Source organism: Pseudobacteroides cellulosolvens ATCC 35603 = DSM 2933 (genome assembly GCF_001262605.1).
Taxonomy (GTDB): domain Bacteria; phylum Bacillota; class Clostridia; order Acetivibrionales; family DSM-2933; genus Pseudobacteroides; species Pseudobacteroides cellulosolvens.
In genome coordinates this window covers 3,461,209-3,480,106 of record NZ_LGTC01000001.1, presented here as the reverse complement: position 1 = coordinate 3,480,106, position 18,898 = coordinate 3,461,209, and the positions used below count along the sequence as shown (strand labels likewise).

General features: G+C 32.2%; 14 protein-coding genes and 1 pseudogene. 2 read left to right on the top strand and 13 right to left on the bottom strand.

Annotation, left to right across the window (positions count from 1 at the left end):
* Position 1: 1 nt before the first annotated feature.
* The 4 genes from Bccel_RS14230 to Bccel_RS14215 form a co-directional block, all read right to left on the bottom strand.
* The gene (locus tag Bccel_RS14230; protein WP_050753474.1) at positions 2 to 391 is read right to left on the bottom strand and encodes a retropepsin-like aspartic protease; all 390 of its coding nucleotides are present in this window, start codon (positions 389 to 391) and stop codon (positions 2 to 4) included.
* Positions 391 to 648: a hypothetical protein gene (locus tag Bccel_RS14225; protein WP_036944704.1), complete on the bottom strand. Its 258-nt coding sequence runs from the start codon at positions 646 to 648 to the stop codon at positions 391 to 393. Before Bccel_RS14225 ends, Bccel_RS14230 begins: the two co-directional genes overlap by 1 nt.
* 105 nt (positions 649 to 753) lie before the next feature.
* Positions 754 to 3,759, bottom strand: coding sequence for a Tn3 family transposase (locus tag Bccel_RS14220; protein ID WP_036944705.1), 3,006 nt, complete (start codon positions 3,757 to 3,759; stop codon positions 754 to 756).
* Positions 3,760 to 3,881: 122 nt separating this feature from the next.
* Positions 3,882 to 4,457 carry a recombinase family protein gene (locus Bccel_RS14215; protein ID WP_036944706.1) on the bottom strand — a complete coding sequence of 192 codons (576 nt, stop codon included), beginning with the start codon at positions 4,455 to 4,457 and terminating at the stop codon, positions 3,882 to 3,884.
* Between the two features lie 331 nt (positions 4,458 to 4,788).
* On the opposite strand from Bccel_RS14215, the gene Bccel_RS14210 reads away from it, so the two are divergent.
* The gene (locus Bccel_RS14210; RefSeq protein ID WP_036944708.1) at positions 4,789 to 5,445 is read left to right on the top strand and encodes a hypothetical protein; all 657 of its coding nucleotides are present in this window, start codon (positions 4,789 to 4,791) and stop codon (positions 5,443 to 5,445) included.
* A 12-nt stretch (positions 5,446 to 5,457) separates the two neighbouring features.
* Entirely contained in the window at positions 5,458 to 6,312 is an 855-nt protein-coding gene (locus Bccel_RS14205) for a ComEC/Rec2 family competence protein (RefSeq protein WP_036944709.1), read from the top strand.
* Between the two features lie 94 nt (positions 6,313 to 6,406).
* Here Bccel_RS14205 and Bccel_RS14200 read toward each other — a convergent pair whose 3' ends face one another.
* The 9 genes and pseudogenes from Bccel_RS14200 to arsB form a co-directional block, all read right to left on the bottom strand.
* Positions 6,407 to 7,174, bottom strand: a complete 768-nt coding sequence (locus Bccel_RS14200) for a ComEC/Rec2 family competence protein (protein WP_036944710.1) — start codon at positions 7,172 to 7,174, stop codon at positions 6,407 to 6,409.
* A 143-nt stretch (positions 7,175 to 7,317) separates the two neighbouring features.
* Positions 7,318 to 8,160, bottom strand: coding sequence for an AAA family ATPase (locus tag Bccel_RS14195; RefSeq protein WP_036944711.1), 843 nt, complete (start codon positions 8,158 to 8,160; stop codon positions 7,318 to 7,320).
* Positions 8,153 to 9,649, bottom strand: coding sequence for a Mu transposase C-terminal domain-containing protein (locus Bccel_RS14190; RefSeq protein ID WP_036944713.1), 1,497 nt, complete (start codon positions 9,647 to 9,649; stop codon positions 8,153 to 8,155). The genes Bccel_RS14195 and Bccel_RS14190 overlap by 8 nt, the downstream gene beginning before the upstream one ends.
* Complete coding sequence (locus Bccel_RS14185) at positions 9,649 to 10,746, bottom strand: tyrosine-type recombinase/integrase (protein WP_050753473.1); 1,098 nt, start codon at positions 10,744 to 10,746, stop codon at positions 9,649 to 9,651. Before Bccel_RS14185 ends, Bccel_RS14190 begins: the two co-directional genes overlap by 1 nt.
* Before the next feature lie 67 nt (positions 10,747 to 10,813).
* Positions 10,814 to 13,906 carry a tetratricopeptide repeat protein gene (locus Bccel_RS14180; protein WP_160317721.1) on the bottom strand — a complete coding sequence of 1,031 codons (3,093 nt, stop codon included), beginning with the start codon at positions 13,904 to 13,906 and terminating at the stop codon, positions 10,814 to 10,816.
* Positions 13,907 to 14,211: 305 nt separating this feature from the next.
* A complete protein-coding gene (locus Bccel_RS14175) occupies positions 14,212 to 15,162 on the bottom strand; it encodes a metallophosphoesterase family protein (protein ID WP_036944715.1) in 951 nt (316 codons plus the stop codon).
* A gap of 161 nt (positions 15,163 to 15,323) precedes the next feature.
* Complete coding sequence (locus Bccel_RS14170; protein WP_050753472.1) at positions 15,324 to 16,769, bottom strand: M28 family metallopeptidase; 1,446 nt, start codon at positions 16,767 to 16,769, stop codon at positions 15,324 to 15,326.
* 596 nt (positions 16,770 to 17,365) lie between these two features.
* A complete protein-coding gene (locus Bccel_RS14160) occupies positions 17,366 to 17,773 on the bottom strand; it encodes an arsenate reductase ArsC (RefSeq protein ID WP_457920571.1) in 408 nt (135 codons plus the stop codon).
* 14 nt (positions 17,774 to 17,787) lie between these two features.
* Positions 17,788 to 18,869: pseudogene (arsB, locus tag Bccel_RS14155) on the bottom strand (ACR3 family arsenite efflux transporter).
* Between the last annotated feature and the right edge of the window lie 29 nt (positions 18,870 to 18,898).

The window sequence follows — 18,898 nt, the reverse complement described above, 5'->3', positions numbered from 1 at the left end:
TTTATTCTTTTAATGCGGTTAATGTATAAGCTTCTAAATTCATTACTACTTTACAAGCTGTCAGTAAATCAAGTCCTATAATAGCATCTAAATCGATACCATAATTCATAGCACCGACTTGAATATCAAAATTTGTTGCAGCAACATCATCAAGGCTTATGGCATCAATTTTCTTTTCAACAACGGACTCTGAGCCTCCAATTCCTTGGACTGAATTAATAATATCTGTAGGTTCAGGTCTCATCCCTAAACTATGAGCAATATCTCTTGAAATTACTGTAGCAGATGATCCAGTATCAACCAAAGCATTTTTTATTGTAATGCTGCGGTCTCCATGCATCAGGGTGGCATCAACATATATCAATCCATCTTTTGAACTAATATTTATCATTATAGCCGCACCCCCAGCCACTTTTTTACGCCTATATTTAAGATATCGTTTGAGGTATGATAGATATAATACTCTCTTTCTTTGTGAACTTTATGCAATTCAATATATTTTTGAAAAGCACCGTCTCCATCATCTGCAAAACTTCCTATAACATCCATATTTTCAACTATTCTTTTATCACCTTCGGTCTTAGCATTTATTGCTTCAATAAGTACCCACTGTTCTGGATATGCCTTTCTTACACTTTCCCAAGTCATTTAAATTGCCTCCTTATAATTTTTTTCTTTTTTCACATAAATTTTTCTTCTATTAATATGTGCAATTTTCGGTAGGTTGCCAAATAGTTTTGCTCTTCACATTAATTATTCCTCCTGTTGTGGTTGTATTTCTTCTATATTTATAAGTGGTCGCAATTTTCCATTTGCTACTGTTTCAGACAAATTGAATGAATATTTACCAACAATATTAATATGTTCATATCCTAGTGGAGATAATCGTGGAATATCTTCATATTCAAGGATATTGCCTCTATCACGGATGACTTCAAGAGCCGATTCCATATATCTTGTATTCCAAATAACAATTGCATTTACTATAAGCCCTAAAGCACCCAATTGATCCTCTTGTCCTTCACGGTAATTTTGGTGTAATTCCCCCTTTTTCCCATACCATACTGCTCTTGCCAGACTATGACGTGATTCTCCACGGTTTAGCTGTGTGAGAATTTTACGTCTGTATGCTTCATCATCAATATATGTGAGATTATGCTTTGTTTTAAATATACGACCTAATTCTCCGATGGCTCTGCCAAGCATCGTTGGTTTACCACCATGCTGCAATGCCTTAATAAGTTGCGTAGGGTTTACTGTACCAAGCATGAGTGAACCAGCTATTCTCATAAAGTCATCCCAATATCGGATTATAAGATCTGTTTTTATTTTATTTTTTGAAATAACATTCAAAGCACCGTAATCAGCACTAGAATCTATTCTCCAGAATTTCGATGAGCCTATATCAGCTAATCGTGGGCTAAATTGATAGCCTAAAAGACCAAATAAGCCGAAAACAATATCACTATACCCAGCAGTATCGGTCATAATCTCTTTTGGCTGTAGTTCAGTTTGTTGCTCTAGAACAAGTTCAAGAAGGTATAACGAATCCCTTATAGTTCCTGGAATAACTATTCCATGCAAGCCTGTAAACTGGTCGCTTGTATAGTTATAATATGTTACTCCACGTCCAACACCGAAATATTTAGGATTTGGTCCTGAGTTTATTGTCTTACTTGGAGTTACAAAGCGTAATCCATCTGCGGATGCAACTTCTCCTGAACCAAGAATTTGTGCTAATCCTAATTTGGAATGATAAGCAACTAAAATGTTGTTTGCTTGTGTTATTGTTTCTGTACGAAAATAGTTCTGCTCCACCCATGTAAGCCTGTCATATTCTAGTGCAGGGACTCCGGGCTGAACAACTGGTTCAAGTCCAATATTACATGCTCGTGCTATTAAAACAGCACATATACTTATATGCAAATCATCAACCCTTGAATTGCTTTCACTAATATGTGTAAAGGCATCAAGAAAAGGAACCCAGCTATTGAGTTCAAGAACTAGTTCAGGCAAATCTATATGTGGAAGAAGGGATTGTACTTGTTTTCTAAGTTTTTTTAATGACTTTGGTTCTTCAAGTTTATCCAAAGGCGAAAGTATAAGTCTATCATTTTCAATTCGTACGGCTGTATTAGTATCCCATCTTCTTGAAGTAGTTCTATAAGCTCTGTCAAGTTCATCAGCCAGAGGCTTTAATGCTTCAACAGCTGACGAAGTCCAGTCTAAAGTTCTTAAAACGTGGGGTTTGACCGACTCCCATTCTTCACCTTGCAGTAATTGTGCTCTAGGGTCGCAATACAGTTCACTTTTATCAACATAAATATCGTGCCTTTTCAATGCATCGTTCATACGCTCAATAGTCCAAAAGGTATAAGCACATGGGTTTATTTTTTCATTGGAGTTTTTTAAAACAAGTTTTTTCCATGTTGATGTTAAACCACTTAACGGAGCATCTGCATATTTTGCCTTGCCTTTTTTATTCTCACTGTCAGCAAGAAAATTCCAAGATAGCAAAGCTTGCTGCCCTGAAGGTGTAGCCTTAAATTCTAATGATTCCAAGAGGCTAGGAAGTATTTTTCTTATGTTTGTATAATTACGAAACAGTTCTTCATGTGCAACGGAAATATCTGCTGGCTTTGTTAATCTATCTATCATTTGTAAAGATGAACTTAAAATGTCTTTCGGATATTTTGTAAATATGACTTCCCGCAGGTTGTTATCGGAAATACTTTCATCAAGCAAATAAGAGCATACTTCACGAAGCCTTCTTGCTGCAGAGTCTAAATCTTTAATGGTTCTAATTCTGTTTTTCTTACCTTTATTATCAGACTTCCGAAAAATATTTGTAAAAATAGCCTCCATAATCTCAATAACATCATCCTGAGCACTAATAGTAAAAGTAATAGCAAATGAAACAAGCGTAGCTATACGCCTTTCGTAATTCATGCGTTCTATAGTCTGTGCCCTTGCCATAGATGCATATCTTGACAATACCCGAAGCCGTCCTACTGGTATTCCTGATAAATTCCATTCCATTGCACCTAATAAACGCAATCTTTCAAGCCTATCTATGGCAATAAGTAACCCTTTAGGAGTGGCTGTGGTTGGTGGTTGTCTTAATATATCTAAAAGTGTATTTCTGTTGCCAGATTCAGTTTCAAGAAGATTTTCGAGCAAGATGAGCTGATCATTGCTGGGAAGTTTCCCAAGCTTACTCCATAGGCGTATACTTGCTCTGTCCCTTACTTGAGCTATCAGCCTAGCCAAGGTGGTTACACCTGGTAAAAGAATTTTGCTTTCTACACATCTTGCCGTTGCAAGGTCAAACATTACACTTGGACGTTCTGCAGATATCCATGCCCTTGAATAAAGCCAGCGAATTAATCTAAAGTGAAAAGGCTGGCTGGTAAAATCATGGTATTCATATATTTGACGTATTTCGTTTCTGTGGTTGTGAGTGTTTTTCTCTGAATTATATAAAGATACTACTTCGGGCTTGATTTTTAACTGCTGGGAAACATATGAAATTACATTTGCGGGAACTTTAATTGGTGATGAAAGAAACGTCCCCAGAAACCGCACAGTTCCAAGCTGCAGGGCAAAGCCTAGTCTGTTATAGTCATGGCGATGATTAAAGATAGCATTTTTATCTTTGTCATCAAACCAAAAGTACTTTGCCAACTGTTCAGGTGAAGGGTCTTCGCTAAATTTTCCATATTTTACTTCCTGTTCATGTGTTAAAAACTCAACCGGCATAAATTAATCTCCCGAAACCTCAGGAATTCTTTGTTTTTCATATAATTTGACCAACTTATAAAACGTTGTCTTTTTTAATTTCAGTTCTTTAAATGCTTTGACAGAGTCAATTTACCTTTTTTCTAGTCATCGTAAACAATTTCAAAGTCCTTTACCTTCAAGTATCTATATAATGTAGGTTTTGATACGTTCAATGTCTTACATATATCTTTAATTGAATTTTTTTTATCACTAAATAGACTTCTTGCCATTAATACTTTTTTATCATCCATAGCTTTAGGTCTTCCGCCTTTTTTCCCCCTAGCTCGAGCTGCAGAAAGCCCAGCATTGGTTCTTTCTCTGATTATTTCTCTCTCAAACTCAGCCAGTGCTCCAAAAATATGAAAAATAAGTCTTCCTCCAGGTGAAGTTGTATCTATGTTCTCTCTTAAGCTTTTAAACCCTATTTTTCCTTTTTCAAGCTCTCCTACAATTTCAATAAGATGCTTTAAAGAACGTCCAAGCCTGTCCATCTTCCATACAACAAGAATATCACCTTCACGGATGTATTCAATTGCATCATTCAAACCAGTTCTTTCTGATTTAGAACCGCTAGCTATATCATAAAATATTTTTTCACAGCCAGATTTGATAAGTTCATCTTTTTGTAAGTCAAGATTCTGATCTTGTGTTGAAACTCTTGCATAACCTATGAGCATAAAATAATCACCTTATCAGATATTTAATAAGGTGATTGTATCAAAATTCATGAATATTATCAATTTATTTTACTTTGTTTTTGATACTTATATTGATACAGATTTTGCTTTAGTATTGAAGTATTCATATTGTTATTTGAATATTTATATGTCATTTATTTTGCACAATTAACTGTCCTATAATAGTTCAAAGGGAATGCAACAAAGCAAGGATTATTATTCAGAATTGATCAAAATGGAAGTTTTGTATAATTTATTATTAATCCTTTGTGTTTTTATAAATAAACAGATATAATTTATATGTAAATATTTAGATAAAGGAGGAGTTGCATTGAAAATTTCTGATATAAAGGCGACATTATATGATATATTTGGTTATCTTATTCCTGGCATCCTGTTTATATTTTTTAGTTATGTTAGTTTTAATCATTTCAAAGGAACCTTTGATAATACAAAAATATTGAAAAATGTTTACTCATATATGGAAATCAAAAATATTATAGTTATCTCTGTTTTTGCATATTTTATTGGGCATGTGCTGTCTACATTAAGCTCTCTTATAGTTGAAAAAAGTATTTTTTTAAAATTCTCATTTTTATCTAGAGGATTGAAGAGTAAAAGCCAATTTTCAAATAATATGTTTGAAAACTTTAAAAGGAAATATTCTGAGGTTTTTAATTTACAATATGATGATAGAGATTTTAGATCTGTAATTTGTTATGTTGAATCTAGAGAGCCATTAATTTATTCAACTGCATTTGTATTTCTATCCTTTTATGGTATGGCTAGATGTATTGCTTTTATATTAAGTTCATTCTTTATATGTGAATTGATAATTACCTTTAAGTATTTTAGCTTTGCAGAATTATATTACTGTATAGGAATTTTACTATTAGCTTTAGTTTTCTATTATGAATATTATAGATTTTTTCGCTATTTCAAACAAGAAATTATTATGGGATTTGTTTTACCTAAACAACATAATTGAGGGGGCAAATTTATGCTGGAAATAACTATTTGGGATGTACAACATGGTAGTTCGGCTTATATAAAAACACCTAAAGATAAGCATTTTGTCATTGACTTAGGAACAGGTAGACATAAGAATACACAAAGTGAATTTAGTCCGCTTCTATATCTAAAAAATAATTGTATAACGACTATTGATCAGCTTGTTATAACACATCCACATACTGATCACATAGATGATATTTTGAACTTTGATAAGGTGTTTACTAAATGTTTAGTCGTACCAAGTCACCTCACTGAGGAAGATATAAGAAAAGCAAATCCAAGCTCTGATAGTAAAAAAGTAGAGAAGTATATTGAAATTATAAAAAGATATTGTATTGAAGTAAATGATGCGGATAATCCTACAAAGCCTGAAAATAACGGTGGTGTAAAATTTGAGTGGTTTGTACCAAATACCTGTGGCCGATCAAATATTAATAACCATAGCACTGTGGTTGTTATTGAATATCTTGGAGTAAAAGTAATAATACCAGGAGATAACGAGACTGCTTCTTGGAAGGAACTACTTGAAAAGGATTTTTTTATAAAAGCCATAGAAGGAGCAAATATTTTTGTTGCTTCTCATCATGGAAGAGAATCTGGTTATTATGCAGATTTATTTAACTATTTTACCCCTTATCTCACAATTATATCGGATGACCATGTAACAGATACAAGTATTACTGATAAATATTCAAAGATTGCTACAGGGTGGGAAGTATATAAAAGAAGTGATGGTAGTTGCCAAAAAAGAAATTGTATCACGACTAGAAGTGATGGTACTATTAATATAAAAATTTGGCAACAAAATATGATTAACTATATGGGTGTATCAATAGATTAGTCTTGATACACCCTAAATATATACTTTCTCCAAAATTTTAAGGCTGCCTTTTCCTCCTCTGGAAATTTGAATTATTTTCCAAGATATATTATTCTTAAAAATGCCATTTTATATTTCCATCAATATCAGTGCGGTAAACTACATCTTTTGTATTATCTTTATATCTTTTTATTGCTGTTTGATGTGGCACGGAATTATGGACTCCTGATTCTGTGGAAATTACTGTATATTTTGCATTTGCTTTTTTAATAAAATCTAAATCAGCACCATTTAAGCTACCATGATGACTTGCATGTAATATATCATTACAATAATTTTTAGTATTATTCGCAATCCAATTTAAACTAGTATCAGAAGCATCACCAGTGAAGCAACATCTTCTACTTCCCATATCTACACAAAATACTAAACAAGCATCATGTAATTCTCTTGTACTACTTTCTGATATATGTTTTTCTGGTCCCAGCATCCAAAAGCCAAGACCATCTATTTTCCACCATGGCTTATCGAAAGAACTTTGACGCATAGGCGTATATTCTTTACTGCCATTTTTTTTAAAATGACTTACAAGACTATTAAACTCTTGCCATTCTTCATATTGGACGCTATTATCTTCACGACGTCTTTCATAAGGTGAATAAATAAGATATTGTATTGAATATTTGTTATCTTTTAAGTATTTCATACCAAGAAAATGGTCATAATGTTGATGTGTTATAAATAACGCTGTTATAATCTTATTTCGAGGTAATAGATTAACATGGTTTTCCACATTATAACAATCAATAATAAATGTTTTTGAATCCGTCAAAATAATACTTGTATCACCGCATCCAACATAAAGATTATGTAATGTTCCCATAAGCATATTCTCCTTATTTTACTTAATCCATGCCTATATCAATTATATAGTAAAACTAGCCATATACTCCACAAAATAAAAATATTTTTCACTGCAAAGTTTTTTAAATAATAGCTGCTGCCCCCCTCTTCAATTTAGTCAATTTAAAGGTCTCCGATTATAAGATTTTCTCTTGCTGCTTCAACTACTTCTTTTGAAATAAAATTACATACATTTATTTTCATCACACGATCAATTTGAGTAAATAACCGATGTAATAACCGAAAATTACCTCTTGTAATTCTTAAAATGTCATTCATTGCTTCTTTATCTGAAAAATCTGTTGGGTCAAAACTTAGCCCTAATTCCTTCCATTTGTATTTTAATAGGTGACTCATTTCATCAGCATTGATTGATTTAAAATTGTGAACAAATCCTACTCTTGAATAAAACTGAGCATATCTTGATAACTTTTTTTCTATTCCTGGCATTCCTATAAGAACAACTCCAATTTTATATCTATCATATACATCTCTTACAACCTCGAGTCCCCCTGAAGTTAAGCGATCAGCCTCATCAATTATTATAAGTTCACAAAAATTATTGTTTCTTTTTTTCTCCTTGATCTTACTGTTATGGGTACCAGTACTCCTGTTAAGGATTTTCAATTCCATATTAGTGCGTTCCAACAAAACGTTGAACCAATGAATGGTATCATTTATTTCTTTTTCTAAATTACGTATAGAAGGAGCTATTCGTGGAGTATAGAAGGCAGCATACTTATTAACAACCTCACCCCATTTTATCTCTTTATCAGTATGGTAGATTGAAATGTAATATTCAATGGTATCCCACATTGAAAAATGTTGTGCTGATAATGTCTTACCAACACCAGGAGACCCATAACACAACCCAATGTATTTATACTGACGACAAGCATTACAAAATTCAGCAAATTTACGGTATTCTTTTGTAATTAGAAACTGTATTTTATCAGGATTATTCATTAAAGTACCTCTTTAATTTCTTTCCTGGTTTGATTTGAGATTGTACATCATTCGGCTTCTCAACAGGCTCAATTATACAATTCTTTCTGGATTCTTCATTATTTGCGTCTAAAAGCAATTCGATGATTTCATTCCTAGTTTTAATCTCTCTCTGAAGTTGCTTTCTCCTTTTGTTTCGTGCTCTAATAATATCCTTTAAAGAAATAGTTTGGTTTGCTATCTCTTGGCTAATAGCCCTGCAAATAAACGAATTATCGTAAAATACTCTAATTTCAGCAATATCTCTAGGATCATAACGTATTGTCACATTCACCCCAACATATGCAGCTAAATTTGGATCAACGTATTTAAAGTTCTGGAAATGTATCCCGTCAGGATGAACTTTTCTAGGTTTTGCTTCATTTAATAATAGTAGGTCAAGCTTCTCTAAAGAATCAGGCAATTGGGGAATAAAGCTATCTCTCTGCCAAAGTTGTTGTGGCGGCATTTTGGTTTCGCTATGAACTCTATAGTTATAGTTTTCAATAATAAATTCTTTAAGAAGTATTTCTAATTCACCAATTTTCATAGTTGGTGGCTTCTCTGGATATTGACCTTCTGGCATATATCCTGATAAATGACATAAGAAAAGCTGATTTACTGTTTGAAAGAATCGTTCAATGATACCACGACCTCTTGGAACACCTGCTATTGAAAAAATAAGCCTCATTTTTATATCTGCACTTACTTGTTCCAAGTGTATTGATGTAAAATCACTTCCGTGGTCTGTATAGAAAGTATCTGGAATACCACAAACATGCCATTTAGAATCAGATTTATACCATATTGCTTGCCTAAGAGCAAGAGATGTATTTTGAACACAGGGGTTTTGGAAAGTAAGATAATATCCAGCAATGGCACGACTATAATCATCCATTATAATTGTTAGCCATGGCCTTCTGTGTTTTCCATTATCATCAACTAACCATATATCCAGAAGGGAATGGTCTGCTTGCCATATTTCATTTGGATAAGTTGATTTCCGTTTGTATAATAGATCGTATTTATTACTATAGGCCTTGCTGCCCTCTTGTGCCAGTGTAATAAGAGCAGGATCAATATTTTTAACGATATTATAGACTGTTTTATATCCCGGAGTATGCCAACCTTTTTGTTTTGACAAACTAACTACATTGCGATATATTGCAGCAATACTTGGTTGAGGCTTTGTTAATACAAGTCCCTCAATAAATAATTTCAATTCGTCCTTTACTTTTCTGTGTCTTCCAGAGTCAGCCCGCCGTTTCGTAGCTAAACCAGACAACCCATATTTTCGATATTTATCTACCCATCGCAGAAGGGTTCTATAAGATTTTGAAGATTCTTCCGCAACTTTCACTAAAGGAATATTATCTTCAATAAAAGGTTTGATTATCCGGTAAGATTCTAATGCTTCATTTCTTTCTGTTTCAGTTAAATCAATAATGTTAACATTTCTTTCAGTGTTCATTATAGTTCCTCCACATATCCTGCAGCAATATCTTCAGGCGGATTAGTATATCTTTGTATATATCTTTGCGATCGATGTCCAAGTCTTCGTTCTAATTCATACGCGTCGGCACCAGTTATTTTTGATAACTGGAAAGCAAATGTATGACGCAAAGCATGTGGGCATAATGGAGATATCCTCCTGGAGGGGTCTTTCATTTCGCTATCGTGCCATTGACCTATTTGCTTTAGAATATCATTTATACTGCGAGGACTCATGCTTCCATCTGCTTTCCTTACAGGTATATCCTTGGCACTTAAAAATAATTTAGTGGAATCCTCTAATGTATCATGAATCCTTTCCTTTTCTATATAATCGGCAAGAGCCATCCTTGCATCATTAGAAAGAAATACTACCCTTTCAGTTTTACCTTTTCCTTGAACTCTATCAATTTTTGCTTTTCTTGAGTTTCGAAGTTCATCAGGAGTGCATGGACTAACCTGAGATAAGTTTACTTTAACCAATTCTTCACGACGTAATCCAGTGCACAAAAGTGTAAAAACAATAGCTCGATCCCTCAAAGGCCGACGTAGGTTATGAACTTTGGATGTGTCAAACTTCGCATGTCTTCTTCCTTTGAGCTGGTGGAATCGATCCAGCCTGTCACAAACATTTTTAAGAGAACGTATCTGTTCTTCACTGAGAGCTCTGGGCTCTAATGGAGGTAATCCAAGTTCACTTACTCCCTTGCAAGGATTACCGGCAGCGAGAGTACCAGGTGACTTGGTTTCTACCCAAGAAAAAAAGCCTGACAGGTGAGCTAAATGATTGTTTATAGTTGAATGTGCTAGATCGGATTCTTTCATAGAAATTTGCCATTCCAATACATCCCTTTTTACACAAGCGGATATCCTGTCATGTCCATATATATTAACGAAGTAATTATTAAAACGCCCCAAATGCATCCGGATCTTCTTTTCTATTCCTTCAGACCTCACTCCAATAATTGTCATTTGCAAATAATATTCCATCCAAAATTCGATACTGTCTCTAACAATTTGAGGCCAAAATTCATTCTTTTCCTTCTGTGAAGTGTTTTGTTTGAGATAATCACTCATTTTCATCATCCTGTTCAATCATTTTTAACCATTATACCACACAGAAGGGACATTCTGTGTGGTGATATTATATTTCAAGCCAATCCCACATTTTGGTATCTAAATCAATATCTAAATTACTTGATACTACTCCTAATATTTTTTTTATAGCTAAATCATCAGATAAATAATTATACTTTTCTAATAAAATTCTCATTTTCCATATTACTCCAATAAACTTTGATTCATACCTGCTCAATGCATATATCCAAAATAGCTTAAAGTAATCCCCAATAACTGCTCTATAAATAGAAGGAAATATTTTATACTCATTGTCTATTACTGGTGCACATATCAATTGTATTTTTATTATATCTTTGATATTTTTGGAGAGTGCCACAGAACCAATGTAATAGAATACTTTTATCCATATATCTTCTGATTTAATAATATCATTATAGTGATTTATAAAGTAATCATAGTCCTTTGTTTCAATAAATACGGCGTTAAACAAATTAGATATATTGTCCCAAAGAATTTGGTGACTGGCAGTCTCTTTAATCTTGAGGCAGACATCAATAATTTGTTTTGCATGTTCCTTTGCTGCCATAGGGTCAGTCAAATTTATAGTGCTTATTTTCATTAGAGATGGAATTGCCCAAAAAGTAAGCATTCTCTTCTCAGTTTCCTCTCTGATGTCACTAAGATCTTCTTGTTCATATGTAATTGATTCGTAAATGAAATTCTTTTCAGTTTGTTGATTTTTGCTTCTTCTAACTAAGTTAATAGTACAATCAAGACATATTTTCAATGCATCTTCATACCTATTACTATTCAATAAATATATATTTAAATTAAACCCATCTGATATTAGAAGCATTTGATTCGATGACTTTATTCCCATTTCATAAGCCCGTATTGCCCAATGTTTTGCTTCGTTATTCTTACCTATTTTTTCAGCAAACCAATAAGTATGAATAGCTAATACATAATCCATTTCCTTGTTATACATCTCGACTACTAAAGGGTGACTGTTAAGAAATATTCTCCTATATGGAGGAGCATAAGGCTCTCCATCTCTTGTTTTATCTGGGGGAGTGCCGTATTTTAACGATTCAACTATATAGCCAGAAACATGTCCAAAAATGGTAAATACTTCTTTCCATTCATTTGTGTCTTTTTCCTTAGATAATAAAATATTAACTGATTCTTCAAAGGGGCAAAATGCTTCCTCAATTTGACCTGTCTCCCATAATGTTATAATATATTCTCCCAACACTTTAACTAGGTAATAATCGGGCATATTTTTTGACTTTTTGGAAAAATCAACAGCTTCTTTTGAATATTTAATTGATTCTTGAAAATTACAATTGTTAATACTCATAAACGCTTCACTAAGTCCTGAGAATGTACTAATTTTTTCATAAGGATATATATCAGTATTTTGAGCTAATGCGTCAGTAAGCCATTTAATGGCTTGGGGGTATCTTTTTTCATATATAAGCTGGTGCCCAGTAACAGATTTTATAATAAACTGTATATTAGGGTTCTCAGAAGCTATTTTTATAGAGTCTTCAGCTAATTGTATAGCAGCATCTATATTCCCTTGGTTCTCTGCTAAAATAATAATTCTTACTCGGATAGTACATGCCCATAAAAGCTCAAGTTTCTTTTCACAAGCAAAATCAGTTAACTGATTAAGAAAACCTAATATTAATATCCAGTCTGGGTTTTCTTTTTTACGCTCTTGAAGCCACATAAGATTAATAACATTGAAACATGAATGTTCAGCTATTTCATCTCTGAATACACTTTCTAATTGTTTTGTAGATAATTGTTTAAGAGTATTAATCCAATTCAAAACATCTTCAGTTGAATTTATTGAAGATCCAGTAATCCAGATAATAGATTCTAAGTTTAGCTCTTCAGGTAATTCCTTATCAGTATTATTTAATATTTTTAAGCCATTCAAAGAATTAACTGATTTTAGGAAATATTCATTTGCTTTCTGTGTATTTTTTAATGAAAGCACCACAGCCATATAGATTGCTATATATTCATTATTATAATCCTTTAATAGATTATCAAAATCTTCTAATAAAATGTTGATATCTTTTCCAATACGTAGGCAACATTTAACTTGTAAAACTCTTAAGCACAGTTTTGTTTTTATATGCATTTTGGGCGGCAGTTCCATACCATACCATAAACTCGTAAAACTCCACTCATCTGAATTTATTTCAAGCCTATCCAATTCATTTAATACTCTAATTAATACTAAACCAGCGTCATTAAATTCTTCTGCCCCTGAAAAATGGATTATTGCTCTCATTATTTCTGGTGGCGAAAGAGATTTTCTTTTCATTATAGTGGTTGCCATTGCTAAGTTCACAGATCGTTTTACACTTAATGTAATATTCTTTTCTGCAATTTTTTTTATAAGGGGAGATATAATAAATAATTCACTTTCTTGTGTAAACCAAAGTTTTTTAATATTTTCGAAATTCTCCATAGGTAATTCAATTATTGGTTCAATATTACATACAGACGTTACCTCATCAAAAGTAAATGGCCCATCGATAATAGAGAGTCTATATAGCAACTCTTTCTCATGCACACTATTTATAGATTCTATTACCAGACTCTGTATTTCGCTTTCAAGATTAGTTGAATAATTATTATTTAAAATGCCTTCTAAAGTATCAAAATTAAATTTCCACTCCTTGATTGAAAGATAATTACATAGTGCACATACTAATGAAGGATGCCTCTGTGTTTTTGCAGCTATAAAACCCAATAACTTTTCATTTAATATGTATTCTGGAGCGTTATAGGCATTTAATATATCAAGTATTTCATTATTTGATAATTTAGGAATCTCTATGCAAGAAAATACTTTTTCTTCCAAAGTTTGTTTTATACTAAAAGGAATCTCATTTGGACTAGTTGTGATAACTTTTATATTATGTTTACTACATTCATTAATAAATTTGCTGAAAAAGTTCCACAATTTTGATGTAAACCTTGGCATATCATCAAATATAATTAATGTATCACGGTTAATTAGAGTGCAAACATTATTGAAAAATTGTTCAAGAGAATGCATAGGTTCAACGCAAGTTAAAGTGCTTAGCATCTCATATATAGTATAATAGGCTTGCTCGGAGTTACATTCCTTCAATCCTAACCATATTTTATTATTTATATACTTTCTAGCTATAAGTGAACTTAAATATGTTTTACCCGACCAAACATCCCCGAATAAATGTATCCAAGTTTTGTCGTTAAAAAGAGTTATTAAGTCATTTATGGTATCCTCACGTTCGGATATGTTTTTGGCAATTATCGGAATATCTGTTGGTAATTTTATTATGGAAGAATAATTAATTTCAAAGTTATTAAAACTTTTTGTTGTTGCTATCTTAGTAATAAAGTCACTAACATTTATATCAGGGATAATTGTATTATTTAAAAACGTTTGGTCAACTAGTTTTTTTTTTCAAGTTTTTTAATTTTAATAGGCTTAATATTATCTATCATATTTCTTAATACTTCATTATCTTTTATCCACTTATCTAATTTCTGGGACCACTTATGGAACGCAATTTTTCCATCTCCTGTTTCCATATTGATAAAACCAGTTATTAATCCCACTGAAGAGAAATCATCACACATACCTGACCCACAACTAACTAGTAATAAGTTATTTTCATTATTTACATCAAATGTAGCATTGGGTTTGTGTACATGTCCACTAAGATACATGTCTATTTGACAATCTGACAAGTTATGTATAAGCCTTTCTTGTTCTTTTGGGTCTAAACATTCTATGCTGTGATGCCCAATTGCAACATTAAAAACATCATGATCGAGTATTTTGAGTGCTTCCCGAAGCTTTTTTTGTCCAATTAATAATTTCCTTTGCTCATCCTCACCATCAAACCCACTTATTAAACATGTGTTTATATGAATGATATTATATCCATCTCTACTTTCTACAAAGTGAAAGTTTTCTTTTTTGTAGTCATTACCTGTAAGTTTTTTGTAAAAATCAAAAAATTCGCTTTGTCCTATCAGCAAGTCATTAAATGTCTCATCATCAAGCTTATTAATTTCATCAGACGGAATTTCTGAACTTATAATTCCTTTTATGATTAGTTCTCTCTTTGGACTCCTTTTTACATCATGGTTACCAGGAATTACAAAAACATTGTTAATACTTATATTTAAATTTTCAGCAATATTACGAATAAATTCAATAGTATCATCAGTATATGCTTTACCTTTATAACGAATATCTCCTGTAATAACCATAAATTGAAATTTTGTTTTTAAAGACTGGAGGTAGCTTAAAGTCTTATCTCTCATTAGCTGAGTATCATAGTTTTCAAAATTATAGTGTATATCTGACATATGAATCCAGTTTAGTTCTTTCATAAGTCCCTCACAAAAATTATAAAATGAATTTTGTTTATATGTTATAATAAAGACTTCCATATGTCAATTATTACTACAAATTATGTGACATCTAATTATGCAAATAACATCATATTTAGTCATTCAGAGTATCAAAAACGTTCGTATTTTATACATGCTAATCATTTACCAAATATACTATTATACATTTTTTCATAGCAAGACTTTAAAATGTCTAGAGCTTCATTGGTAGAAATATTACCCTTTATTTCACCATAATAGCTATTAATTAAATAATAAACCTTTGTATCACTCGTAATATCTTCATTTATAAAGTAAAAACAATCAATACCTTGGCCACTTTTTTTACTATTCAAGATTTTATATTTACTATAAACTGAAGGATTAATGAAAGTACTGTTTTTTTGTGTGATTATGCACATTTTACCATCTGCACGTTCGTACACATACTCAGTTTGGCTGTCATAACCATTCTCTTGTAAATTTGAATTTATTTTTTTAATCTCAAATTCATCTATTATACGAGTATTTACAGGATTACCTATATTATAGTGATCATCGATAGTTTTATTGCTTGCAAAGGTTTTAGTAGTTAAAAATTTATTATACTTATCTATATCGAAGTTAATTATAAAGTTTGCAATTAAATAAACCACATTTTCTAGTTCATCAATATTTATATATTGAAATTGATTTTTTTGTTTGGATCTACTTGGATCTGGTTTTTTGTTTGCTAATGTAACTGCCGGTATTTTATTAAGATAAAATGAAAGATCATCACTATTTCCAGCAGCAAGAATTGGTAAAGGCTTATCTAATTGATCACTCATCATTAGAGTAAGAATATTATGTTCCCCAGTATTTGCTTTTATAACGAAATTTTCAGCACCTTTCTCTCCAACCATATCCACATTAATGCATCCAATAATATTTTTCTTCTCATCATCGGATAAGCTTGAGACAAAAGCTCGAGAACCTGCCCTAAAGTACTCCTCTGCACTAAATAAGACTATTTCTATATTTAAAGTACTATCGTATTTTCTTAACTGCCGTGCTACTTCTAGGATTACACTCACTCCAGTACCGTTATCTATAGCACCAATAGTATCTGCGGTGGTGTCATAATGTGCTGTCAGTAGTATTGTTTTTTTTGTATTTTCGTGGTTATCCATTTTTCCAATCAAGTTACGTCCGGTTCCTAAACTTTCAGAATTATAGGGATTGGATTTAAAATAATCAACATTATATTTTACGTACGTTGACTTCATATCCAGTTTATATACTTGGAAGTTTTGAATATCTGTAATATATCCATACTCCTCTAATTTGTTTTTTAAAAAGTTCAATGCTGTTATTTCGCCATCTGTACCAAACTTTCTTGGACATATACATATATTATTTAAGTTATCTAATATTAAATTCTTATCAATAGCAATTTGTATATTTTCTTTTTTGTAATTATTTTGTAATTTATCTTCGGAATTATTTACCATATCATCGGAAATATTCATGTCAGTTCTTTTTTTCACTACATCTTTCTTACTTATATGATACGAACAACCAGTTAAAAAAACAATAATATAAATAAAGTAAATAATTTTTTTCAATGAAAAACCTCCTTATTTAATTCATACATAACAAAATTTATTCTGTTTGGGATTATAAAATAAACCACAGCATTTAAGATTATTTTATTTCCCATTTGCTGTGGCTTATTCCTAATTTTTAAATTATTATTCGAAATCTAAGTAAATTGATGCGACCCATCCAAAAGTTCCATTATAGCCAACATAGTGCCACCAATAGCCATCACTATATACCTCTGAGTATCCATAAGGGTCATTTAAAATGTAACCAGTGTATAATGTAGCTAAAATGGTTCCAGATAAACCTGGAGTTGCTCTTAATCTAACACCATCTGTATTTACATAAGCGTACTGTTGACGTTCTATAACATATCCATCTGAGGACTGTTGCTCTTGTTTTTGAGCAAAAACTGATGTTAAAGACACTAAAATTACACAAAGTGCTAATGTTTGTATAGTTCGTAATGGGGGTAGTGGGAGCATCCGTGCTCTGTACTGAAATGTGAATGTTAATTATTGGAAATGTAATTTTTTTAAGGAGAATGAGACAAGCTTTTATAGTAGATAGAGTTCCCAAATTCTCTCCATTATTACTTCTTCCCAAAAATAAAGAAATACTATAGTATTTCTTTATTTTTGGCTTTTGCAAACAAGTCTAAGACCTTATCCTTAATTATATCTCGAATCCTTCTAAATTCTTCTATCGGGTGACCTACAGGATCAGGCAACCCCCAGTCTTCCTCATATTTATTAGGGACAAAAGGACATACTACCCCGCATCCCATAGTAATTAATACATCAATTTCATATGGTATATCATCAAATGTCTTTGGATAGTGGCAGCTGATATCAACTCCTGCCTCTTTCATAACATTAATGGCATTTTGATTTACTTTTTCTGAAGGATGTGTTCCGGCACTATATACCTCAAACACATCATTTCCTAGATACTTTGCCCAGCCTTCGGCTATTTGACTTCTACACGAATTACCTGTGCAAACAAATGCAATCTTTAATTTCATCATGCTCATTCCTTTCATTAAATACTTTTAAATTTATTGGGTAAACCATCTTTATTAAAATATTTACGTCTAAGCAAAAGTGCTGCATTGACCAATGCTATCATAACTGGAACTTCAACAAGAGGACCTATTACCGCTGTGAAGGCTACGTCTGATGCAATACCAAATACTGCTACAGCAACTGCTATGGCCAGCTCAAAATTATTGCTTGCAGCCGTAAATGCCAATGTTACTGTCTGTTCATATTTAAAATCACCACGATAAGACATAAAAAAGCTGACAAAAAACATTATTGCAAAATATATTAATAAAGGTATTGCAATACGAACGACTCCAACAGGATTTTTTATAATTTCTTCACCCTTTGTAATAAACATGATAACTATTGTATATAGCAGTGCTATTAATGCTAATGGGGAAATCTTGGGAATAAATACTTTATTATACCAATCTTTCGTCTTGGCTTTTATCAATACAAATCTACTTATAAAACCAGCCGCAAAAGGAATGCCCAAGTATATCAAGACACTTTTGGCAACTTCTAACATAGAGACATCAATAATTTGTCCTCCCCATGACAACCCTAACCATTTAGGGATAAGGGTAACGAACAAGTAGATATAAATGGTATATAAAAGTATCTGGAATATTGAGTTTAGTGCCACAAGAGCAGCACAATATTCATTATCCCCTTTTGCTAGGGTGTTCCACACAATTACCATTGCTATACAACGTGCAAGACCAATTATAATAAGTCCTATAGCAAAGCCCGGCATATCTCCAAGTAGCAATACTGCCAGACAAAACATTAAAACCGGTCCAATAATCCAATTCTGGATCAAAGAAAATGCAATACCTTTTTGTTTTCTACTACCTTTCCTATTTCTTCATACTTAACCTTTGCAAGAAGTGGATACATCATTATAATAAGCCCAATTGCTATAGGCCATGATATCGTACCTGTGCTGAGAGTTCCAAGAGTTTTTGCCATGTCTGGAAAGATATAACCTGCAACAACACCTATTGCCATAGCTATAAATATCCATAGAGTTAAAAATCTATCAAGGAAAGAAAGCTTTGTTATAGCTTCAGTTTGCATAAATAATCTCCTTTATTTGTTAATTTGAA

Coding starts and splice junctions, on each gene's coding strand:
- Bccel_RS14205 (WP_036944709.1), top strand. CDS start 5,458: ATGCTGGAAATAACTATTTGGGATGTACAACATGGTAGTTCGGCTTAT.
- Bccel_RS14215 (WP_036944706.1), bottom strand. CDS start 4,457: ATGCTCATAGGTTATGCAAGAGTTTCAACACAAGATCAGAATCTTGAC.
- Bccel_RS14225 (WP_036944704.1), bottom strand. CDS start 648: ATGACTTGGGAAAGTGTAAGAAAGGCATATCCAGAACAGTGGGTACTT.
- Bccel_RS14220 (WP_036944705.1), bottom strand. CDS start 3,759: ATGCCGGTTGAGTTTTTAACACATGAACAGGAAGTAAAATATGGAAAA.
- Bccel_RS14200 (WP_036944710.1), bottom strand. CDS start 7,174: ATGGGAACATTACATAATCTTTATGTTGGATGCGGTGATACAAGTATT.
- Bccel_RS14230 (WP_050753474.1), bottom strand. CDS start 391: ATGATAAATATTAGTTCAAAAGATGGATTGATATATGTTGATGCCACC.
- Bccel_RS14195 (WP_036944711.1), bottom strand. CDS start 8,160: ATGAATAATCCTGATAAAATACAGTTTCTAATTACAAAAGAATACCGT.
- Bccel_RS14160 (WP_457920571.1), bottom strand. CDS start 17,773: ATGATGAAATTAAAGATTGCATTTGTTTGCACAGGTAATTCGTGTAGA.
- Bccel_RS14190 (WP_036944713.1), bottom strand. CDS start 9,649: ATGAACACTGAAAGAAATGTTAACATTATTGATTTAACTGAAACAGAA.
- Bccel_RS14175 (WP_036944715.1), bottom strand. CDS start 15,162: ATGAAAGAACTAAACTGGATTCATATGTCAGATATACACTATAATTTT.
- Bccel_RS14185 (WP_050753473.1), bottom strand. CDS start 10,746: ATGAGTGATTATCTCAAACAAAACACTTCACAGAAGGAAAAGAATGAA.